The 8,644-nt window shown below is 32.3% G+C and carries 7 protein-coding genes; 5 read left to right on the top strand and 2 right to left on the bottom strand.

Annotated elements, in window-relative coordinates; all coding sequences use genetic code 11:
• The first annotated feature begins 411 nt into the window (after nt 1-411).
• The 3 genes from CHB80_RS12500 (at nt 412) to CHB80_RS12490 (ending at nt 3,984) form a co-directional block, all read left to right on the top strand.
• Nucleotides 412-2,280 (top strand): tetratricopeptide repeat-containing sensor histidine kinase, encoded by a 1,869-nt coding sequence (locus tag CHB80_RS12500; protein WP_089371800.1) that lies wholly within the window; start codon nt 412-414, stop codon nt 2,278-2,280.
• Entirely contained in the window at nt 2,273-3,013 is a 741-nt protein-coding gene (locus CHB80_RS12495) for a LytR/AlgR family response regulator transcription factor (protein WP_089371799.1), read from the top strand. The genes CHB80_RS12500 and CHB80_RS12495 overlap by 8 nt, the downstream gene beginning before the upstream one ends.
• A 119-nt stretch (nt 3,014-3,132) precedes the next feature.
• On the top strand, nt 3,133-3,984 hold the full coding sequence (locus tag CHB80_RS12490; RefSeq protein ID WP_089371798.1) for a hypothetical protein: 852 nt from the start codon (nt 3,133-3,135) through the stop codon (nt 3,982-3,984).
• Nucleotides 3,985-4,042: 58 nt separating this feature from the next.
• Here CHB80_RS12490 and CHB80_RS12485 read toward each other — a convergent pair whose 3' ends face one another.
• Both CHB80_RS12485 and CHB80_RS12480 read right to left on the bottom strand, forming a co-directional pair.
• Entirely contained in the window at nt 4,043-6,202 is a 2,160-nt protein-coding gene (locus CHB80_RS12485; RefSeq protein ID WP_089371797.1) for a TonB-dependent receptor, read from the bottom strand.
• 45 nt (nt 6,203-6,247) lie between these two features.
• The gene (locus CHB80_RS12480; protein ID WP_089371796.1) at nt 6,248-6,823 is read right to left on the bottom strand and encodes a DUF7010 family protein; all 576 of its coding nucleotides are present in this window, start codon (nt 6,821-6,823) and stop codon (nt 6,248-6,250) included.
• Nucleotides 6,824-7,015: 192 nt separating this feature from the next.
• On the opposite strand from CHB80_RS12480, the gene CHB80_RS12475 reads away from it, so the two are divergent.
• Together CHB80_RS12475 and CHB80_RS12470 are read left to right on the top strand one after the other, a co-directional pair.
• Entirely contained in the window at nt 7,016-8,026 is a 1,011-nt protein-coding gene (locus CHB80_RS12475) for a DUF1028 domain-containing protein (protein WP_089371795.1), read from the top strand.
• 7 nt (nt 8,027-8,033) lie between these two features.
• Nucleotides 8,034-8,633, top strand: coding sequence for a YdeI/OmpD-associated family protein (locus tag CHB80_RS12470; protein ID WP_089371794.1), 600 nt, complete (start codon nt 8,034-8,036; stop codon nt 8,631-8,633).
• The last annotated feature ends 11 nt before the right edge of the window (nt 8,634-8,644 follow it).

Below are 8,644 nucleotides of genomic sequence, written 5' to 3'. Positions count from 1 at the left end.
ACTGGCACAACAATTATACAGTTACCAGTATCTAATGTAAGTAAAGGACCATATATCCTTCGATTAGAAACAGATATGGGATCATTTACAGAAAAATTAATTATTCACTAGCGCATTTTATGCATACATTGACAAAAGGAGCCTCTTTTATAGGGGCTTCTTTGTTTTTAAGGAAATTGTTACTGTATACGCTTTCGCGAAAGCGTACCATGGATATTTTATCTTACAATTGTAAAATAATACCCCAACTTCCCTCCTATTTAAAGAAAGATTTTTCTATATAAATTATAAATTTACGGAGACCAAAAACATCCCTAAATTATCTAAGATTCTAAAAAATGGAAAAATTGAAAGGAAGTAATATATTATAAAGAATTACCTTTAGTTTAACATTTTCTGTAAGTTTGACATATGATTAAAAATACATCCCTATACTGTATTTTATTAAGTTGCTTCCTACTTGCCTGTACAACGAAACAAGAAACTATAAATAAAGATGTAGAAGATACTATTATTTCTTTCCACAAGAAATCAAAAGATTACACGCAAGACTCTACATTGTTTTATTTAAAAAGTGCCGCTAGACTCATAGATGAAACCCCTACTATTTCAGATTCATTAAAATCTGAAAATGATTATTTGATAGGACTTCAGTATGTAAGTAAAGGAATAACTGATAGTGCCTCCATTTATTTATATAAAACTATAGAACGTATAAAAGATAGCATTAAGAATGATCGAGAAGCTTTATATTTTTATGATGCATGGAATATTTATAAAAGTAATAATGAGTTTGGAGAAGCTATAGCCATTTCAGAGCGCTTTGAATCTTTATTAGATACTACTAATTATGCCTACAGAGCACTAGCCTATTATCAACTCACAAATACATACAATCAAATTGGAAAATACGATGAAGCACTAGAAAATGCTGATTTACAAATTGAAATGATAAAAAAAGGAAAGGATTCTTCTGCTTTAAGTTCTGCTATTATAAATAAATCTCAAATTCAATATAAGTATTTATCTAATAAAGAAATTTCTATAAATACACTTGAAAATTTAATTAAAGGAGATTCATTATTAAACTCAAAAGCCAAACACGATCTATATGCCCATTATGGGTATGTTTTACATATTCAAACAAAACTTCATAAAGCAAAAGATAATTATTTACTAGGCCTAAAATCTTTAAAATTAACACCAGATACTCCTTGGAGAAGTAGAAATATAGCTAAAGCATATGCAAACCTTGGTGAGGTGTTTTTAGATTTAAAACAATATGATTCTGCAAAATATTATTTAGATAAAGCGCTTGCTCTAAATAAAGATTATATAGCAGAAAAAACATCACGGAATATTCTAAGCTATAAGTTAAGATATGTCTATGAAACCAAGTCAAATTATAAAGAAATTCAAAGCGCGCTTGATACAATTGCAAAATATCAAGATGCTAGTTATAAGAATAAATACACAAAAGATTTAAAGTCACTAGCTTCTTCATATAAAGAACGAGAAAAATTAAAAAATCAGAAGCAGCAAGTAGAAATTGACAAGTTAAAAACGCAATTACAGTTATTATCACTTTTTATTATCTCTGTAATTCTCATAAGTGTAGGTATTTACTTTTATAAAAAACGTCAGCGTACTTTTGATAAAATGAGTTTACAAATGCAACAACGCTTACTTCGTTCGCAAATGAATCCGCATTTTACATTCAATACGTTATATGCAATTCAAAACACTATAGAGAAAGATGCAAAAGGAGCTATCAATTATTTATTAAAATTTTCCAGATTGCTAAGACTGATTTTAGAAAATTCCACAAATAATTATGTACTTCTAGAAAAAGAATTAGAGTCCTTACGTAAGTATATGGACTTACAACTATTACGTTTTCCTGATAAATTTAAGTATACTATTACATTACAAGACCTAGAAGAAGACGAATTTATATTCATCCCTCCTATGCTTATACAGCCTTATATAGAAAATAGTATAGAGCATGCTTTCAAAGGAATAGATTATATAGGAGAAATTAAAATAACATTGTCTTTGAAAAATACATTTATAAAATGTATTATTGAAGATAATGGAATAGGCATTCAAGCAAAAAATGATTCTCATAAAGAATCTGTATCTACAACATTGATATCAAATTTTATTGAAAAAGCAACCAAACAGAAAATTTCCGTCATTAATAAAAGAGAACGTGATCCTTCTATAAGTGGAGTCATTACAACTTTTTTAATACCATATAAACAAACAGAGCATGATTAAAACAGTTATTATAGACGATGAAGCTAGTGTAAGAGCTGATATCAGAGAAAAAGTAGAATCGCATTTTAAAAATGAGATTTCTATTATTGGGGAAGCAGATAGTGTAGCTTCTGGTATTAAAACCATTGAAGAATTAAAACCTCAGCTTTTATTACTGGATATTAACTTAGGAGACGGTACCAGTTTTGACATTTTACAACAAGTTGCTTCTAAAGATTTTGATGTGATCTTTATTACTGGATATGACACGCATGCTATTAAAGCCATTAAAGTGGGTGCCTTAGATTATATTCTTAAACCCGTTGAAATCGATGAATTTATAGATGCTTTACAAAAAGTAATTACTCAAGGTAAAAATGAAAGCCATTTAGAAAAACTTATTGAGATTTCAAGTGAATACTTTAACGGTGTAAAAAATAAGAGAATCATTCTTAAGACCAGTGATAATGTATATGCCGTCTATGAAGATGACATTATCTATTGTCGTTCAGAAGGCAATTATACGACATTCTATACCCAGCAAATGGAAAAAATTATGGTATCAAAATCTATAAAGAAAGTAGAAGAAATACTTTCTGAAGATACGTTTATACGATGTCATCAATCCTATATAGTAAATAAAAAACATGTGTTAAAATATAATAAACAAGGAATACTTGTAGTACACTTAGACTTTAAGGTACCTGTTTCCAGTAGACGTAAAGATTATGTTTTGAAAAAGATTTTTGATTAAAATCAAAAATGAAATAAACCCTTGCAAATATGAAATGTGCTCATGCGTATATTAAGGTGTAGATGGTTTTTGATAAAAAATATAGTACTATTACCCTGAAATTTTAAAATATGAAAACTATGAAAAAATTAAATCCCTATGTAATACTCATAGCCATTTTAGTATTATTTTCTTGTAGTAATGACGATGAAGTTATTACTGAGAATGCTATTGAATCAAACTTAGAGTTATCTATCCCACAGGCTTCAGAAAGTGGTAGAACTCCAATTAATGAAGAAGAATTCAAGTTGAATATGACTTGGATCTCTTTTATTACTGCTAAATCATTATACGCTTCTGATTATGAGACGGTAACGTTTAATGATGATGTTCGGTTAGATTTTGCAAACATCATGGCTTCACAAGATGCCATCCTTTTAGAAGATCTTATAGGTGATAATGCCAATGGTGATTTTAAAGATGCTTTTCATGCTACTTTAGCAAGCACTATTCAAGGAGTAATTGAATATGAAGAATGTCTTAATGACCCTGCAAATTGTGGAGCGCCAGAACCACCTGAAACATCACCACCACTACCACCTGGAGGTTCTGGACCAAATGGCACACCTACTACAGGTATCTCTACAGCTGAAGAAGTGGTTGATTATTTGTTGGACTATGTATTGAATCAACATTGTTTAGAGGTTTATGTTCCTAAATATATCTCTGCAACAGCTATTGTTGAGGAAATCGCAACTACAACACATCCATTATCAAGTGCATCATCAAATGAAGCAAGCGTATTTACTAACGAAATCAATCCAGAACCATCTAACTATAATCAATATATTTATGGGGATATTATATCGCCATTATATTTAAGTAGTGTTAATAGCGTTGATAAATATGTTATCATCACTAGGCCTAAAAGAAGCAGGAAGTGTTTATATCCTGAATATTTTAGAATAGATTTTACGAATTTTTTTAATTAAAAGGCATTTATTTTTAATTAACTAGTAGGGTTTCAATTTATTGAAACCCTACTTTATTTTACAAATTATCCAATTGATTACTATTATTATCATCACTAATGGTCCAGAAAAAACCAACAAAAAAGAACTGATCCGCAGCAGGAGTGAGTACTCTTCTATCAAAAGTCCCATTTACATTTGGGGTATTACTATATTGAAACCCATTTACATTATTAAATCCTAATACATTATTTACAGATAGATATAAAATCTTTTGCTGTGATAATAAGTAAGCCCAGTTTAAACTAATACTATTAAACGGTTTTGTTTCCTCCTGTAAAAAACCAGGCGTGTTAGGATTGGTATATGTTCTGCCAGAACCATATTGATAACTGAAACCAACTTGAGATTTCCAATCTGTAATAAAATACTTAACCACCCCAGAAAAATTATGAGTATTTGCAAAAGAAGGTCTCGCTTGTTCTGGGAAATTAAGATATGTTCTTTCTGAATCTAAGAAAGAATAACTCACCCAATAATCCATGTTTTTAATACTCGTATTATCTCTCCAGAATATATCCATTCCTTGCGCATATCCATCTCCTCCATTTTCAAATACACTATCAACACCAGCAAAATCGGTATCAAACGTAACAAGGTTATCATATGTTTTTCTATAAGCTTCTGCTCTAAAAATACGGCCATTATTATTGTATTGATAGTTCAATATATAATGTTGCGTTTTTTGTGCTTCTAGATCTTGACTAAACTTTAAAAAATCATTGGTAGGATTCTGATAAAAGTCTCCATATGCTAGTGATAGCTGACTTTTCTTTCCTGTTTTATAAGCTAAGGAAACTCTAGGAGATACTGTAAATTGATCTGTCAAATTTGTATACGAACCTCTGATTCCCGCTTTAAGCGCTAGTTTTTTAGAAAATATGATATCTCCTTCTGTAAATAGTGCACTAATCGCACTATCATATCCATAAGCATCATTGATAGCTTGAGTATCAAAAACACCGCTAAAATCTTCATTAAAATCTGTAATAAATTGCTCTACTCCCATGGACAACTTAAATCTATTTGAAAAACGTTTTTTTACTTTCAATTTAAAATGTGCTGAGTTCTCCGTATTATCAATATCGTTAGTCATAACCCCTACATCAGTTTTAGCATAGGTATAACTCCCTCCTGTTTGGATACTCCAGGTATCTGATAAAACACCAGTATACGATGTATTGACATATAAATTGCTGTTCTTCAATCTAAAATCAAGTCCATTTTCTAGATTAATATCCTCTTGATTAAGTTCAAAATTAGAGGTATCAAAAGCACTATAAAGTTTAAATAATCCATCTGTAGTTCTATAACGATATACCGCCTCTCCAGAAAGAGCTTCAGCTGGTTTTGACCAATTATTACGATCAGGAAAAGCTTCTATATAAGGAGCTAGATTAATATATGAAGTGCTCAAACTAAGGGAAGACTTCTCCCATTTTCTTGTCATCCCTAAACTCCCGCCTACAGACATTACAGAAATATCTGTTTTATTTTGATCTGGCTCATCTACAGTATTTAATAAAAGAACACTCGAAAGTGCTTCTCCATACTCTGCTGAATATCCTCCGGTAGAAAATGTAATCCCATCAAACAAAAACGGACTATATCGCCCTCTTGTAGGAATATTATTGGTGGTAGGTGTATACGGTGTAAACACGCGAATACCATCTATAAAAATTTGTGTCTCGCCAGCATCACCACCACGTACAAATAAACGACCATCTTCTGCTACAGTAGTGGTTCCTGGTAGTGTTTGTAATGCCCCAACAAAATCTCCTAAGGCACTTGCCGTTGTAACAACATCTAATGGTTTTAATACAGAAATTTTACTATTATCACTAGCTTCAAAACTTCCTGCTGAAATGACAACAGTATCTAATGAATTAATATCTTCTTTAAGCTGTATTTTCAAATCCTTCATACTTGATAAAGGACCAAAAAATGAGAATGTCTCATAAGATAAAAAAGTCACGATCAACACCTGATCCCCAGTTTCACTAGTAGTAAAACTAAATGTTCCATCTACAGCACTAGAAGCACCATCATACGTACCGTCCAGATAGACATTGGCTCCTTCGATAGGAATCCCTTTACGATCTACCACAGTTCCTGTAACAGTCGTTTGCCCATAGGTGGTGACACATAAAAAGAAAAATAAAGCATATAAATAGTTCATAATGATTGATATTTTGATTGATGAATGATGAATGAAATAAATGATCTAAACGATACGGTATTCTGAAGCTTGAGCTAAGTGCTTATTAGAAACAAATAATGTAATCGTAAGTACGGCCAATGCAATAGCCATAGATAGTGGTGCTAGCATAGGTAATTGAGTAAGTACCGTAAAACTTAAAACAACCGCACCTACAGAAATAATCCCTGCCATGATAGCATACATAGGTTGTTTATAAAACCAAGCATACGGAAAGAAATGTCCGCCTGTAATAATCATAAATACAGGAAGAAAATAAGTAGGTATAAACTTGATAACGAGTATCAAAATAGGAAAGTAAAATAACTGCGCGATATTAAGTAATAATCCTAAAGGATGTAAAGGGTTGTCTTTTATTTTCCATTGTGACTTATACACTTTTGAAAACAATAAGGCTAATGGCATCATGATTCCTCCTACAGCTAATGTCGAGATGTTTTTGGTTTCTAATGCCATTTCTGTGCTCCATATAATGGTAATAAGAATCCAAATAACAGTAGCAGCAGTAATAAAATCAATTCCTTGTTTTGCTCTTTGAGCTACATCTAATCGTGCTTCGTTTAATTGTGCTTTAGAGATCATAATCATTTATTTTTTTTGGTTACAGGACAAAAGTGTTACTTCTTACGCTTTCGCGAAAGCATAAACTACTCAACCGTCATTTTTTGATTCCCAATTGTATATTCTATGTCTAATTAGGAATTAGATCTGTTATAAACACATAAAAAATTGCTGGTAATTGATTAACTTTAAAGTCCATAAAATTGCGAACCCATGAAAAAAAATTACTCCGTACTCATTGCATTATTCTTTAGTCTTATCATCCATGCACAAGACACATTCTCTATCATTGCTGTAGATCCAGCTACAGGCGAAGTAGGCTCTGCTGGAGCTTCTTGTGTAGATGGTATTGGGCAATTTGGAGGACTTATAGATATTATTACCGATATTATTCCAGGGCGCGGGGGCGTAAACTCTCAGGCCTTTGTATGTATCCCAAATTCCAACTTAGCAAATGCTATCGAGCAAATGGAAGCAGGACTATCTCCAGATGAAATCATTGATTATCTTATTAATAATGACGATTGTAGTTCTCAAAACTTTAATCCAGAATTCAGACAATACGGTATTGCCGATTTTGATCCTGACGGAAATCCAAGAACCGCTGGTTTTACAGGAAGCCTCGCCGACGATTTTAAAGATGATAGACAAGGCGCTACCTATAGTGTACAAGGAAACATCCTATTAAATGAAACCGTACTCATTAATATGGAAAACAACTTTAATAACACAGAAGGTACACTAGCAGATAAGCTTATGGCAGCAATGCAAGGAGCAAATTTTGCTGGAGCAGATATGAGATGCTTAGGAAGAGGCACCTCATCTACTTCTGCATATCTAGTCGTTTATCAAGAAACAGATGCGCCTGGAGACCCTTCATTAGAATTAAACATAGAAGAGGTGCCATTTGGACAAGAACCTATAGATTCGCTTCAGATACTATATGATAATGCCCTTTCTATACAAGACAACACACTTAAAAACAACGTAAAAGTATTTCCAAATCCAGTCTCAGATCAGTTTCAAGTGGTCTTACCTCCTACTACATTTATAGCCAAGCTAGAAGTATTTGATCTAAGTGGAAAACGTGTACACTTACAAACGCAGTTTTCTGGCGCAAATACAGGAGAAATTATAGATAGTAGTTCCTATCAAAAAGGAGTTTATTTCCTTCGTATTACAGGAGCAAATGAAATACATACCATAAAAATTATTAAAAATTAATACTCCCATGACCACCGAAGAAAAACTAACGCACTATTATACAAAGTCTTCCCCTTGGAAAGATGGCATACAACAGGTACGTACTGTTATAAAGGACACAGAGCTTAAAGAAGAGTGGAAATGGAATTTTCCTTGCTATACTATAAATGGTCGCAATGTAGTAGGCGTCGGGAATTTTAAAAACCATTTTGGTGTTTGGTTTTTTCAGGGTGTATTTCTTTCAGACACAAAAAAACTATTGCGCAATGCCCAAGATGGGAAAACCAAAGCAATGCGCTCATTACACTATGAATCCATAGAAGATATTGATCCTACCATTTTAAAAGAATACCTTTTAGAAGCTATTCAAAATGCAAAGGATGGAAAAGAAGTAAAAGCCGACCGATCCAAAAAAGAAGTCATTATTCCTGTTGAGCTGGAGTCCGCTTTCGCGAAAGCGGAAACCTTACAAACCGCATTTAAGGCATTGACACCTTCAAAACAAAGAGAATATACAGAACATATAGGCGGGGCAAAACAAGAGGCCACGAGAATACGAAGACTAGAGAAATGTATTCCAATGATTCTAGAAGGAATAGGGTTAAATGATAAGTATAAGAATTGTTAAATATATAGTAT

Origin of the sequence: Dokdonia pacifica, assembly GCF_900188275.1 — a bacterium.
Classification (GTDB): Bacteria; Bacteroidota; Bacteroidia; order Flavobacteriales; family Flavobacteriaceae; genus Dokdonia; species Dokdonia pacifica.
Note: the sequence above shows the minus strand (reverse complement) of the source record. Positions and strands in the feature narration are given on the sequence as shown.

Bases quoted from the DNA above. Each gene is read 5' to 3' on its own strand.
- CHB80_RS12500 (WP_089371800.1), top strand. From the start codon at position 412: ATGATTAAAAATACATCCCTATACTGTATTTTATTAAGTTGCTTCCTA.
- CHB80_RS12495 (WP_089371799.1), top strand. From the start codon at position 2,273: ATGATTAAAACAGTTATTATAGACGATGAAGCTAGTGTAAGAGCTGAT.
- CHB80_RS12490 (WP_089371798.1), top strand. From the start codon at position 3,133: ATGAAAAAATTAAATCCCTATGTAATACTCATAGCCATTTTAGTATTA.
- CHB80_RS12485 (WP_089371797.1), bottom strand. From the start codon at position 6,202: ATGAACTATTTATATGCTTTATTTTTCTTTTTATGTGTCACCACCTAT.
- CHB80_RS12480 (WP_089371796.1), bottom strand. From the start codon at position 6,823: ATGATCTCTAAAGCACAATTAAACGAAGCACGATTAGATGTAGCTCAA.
- CHB80_RS12475 (WP_089371795.1), top strand. From the start codon at position 7,016: ATGAAAAAAAATTACTCCGTACTCATTGCATTATTCTTTAGTCTTATC.
- CHB80_RS12470 (WP_089371794.1), top strand. From the start codon at position 8,034: ATGACCACCGAAGAAAAACTAACGCACTATTATACAAAGTCTTCCCCT.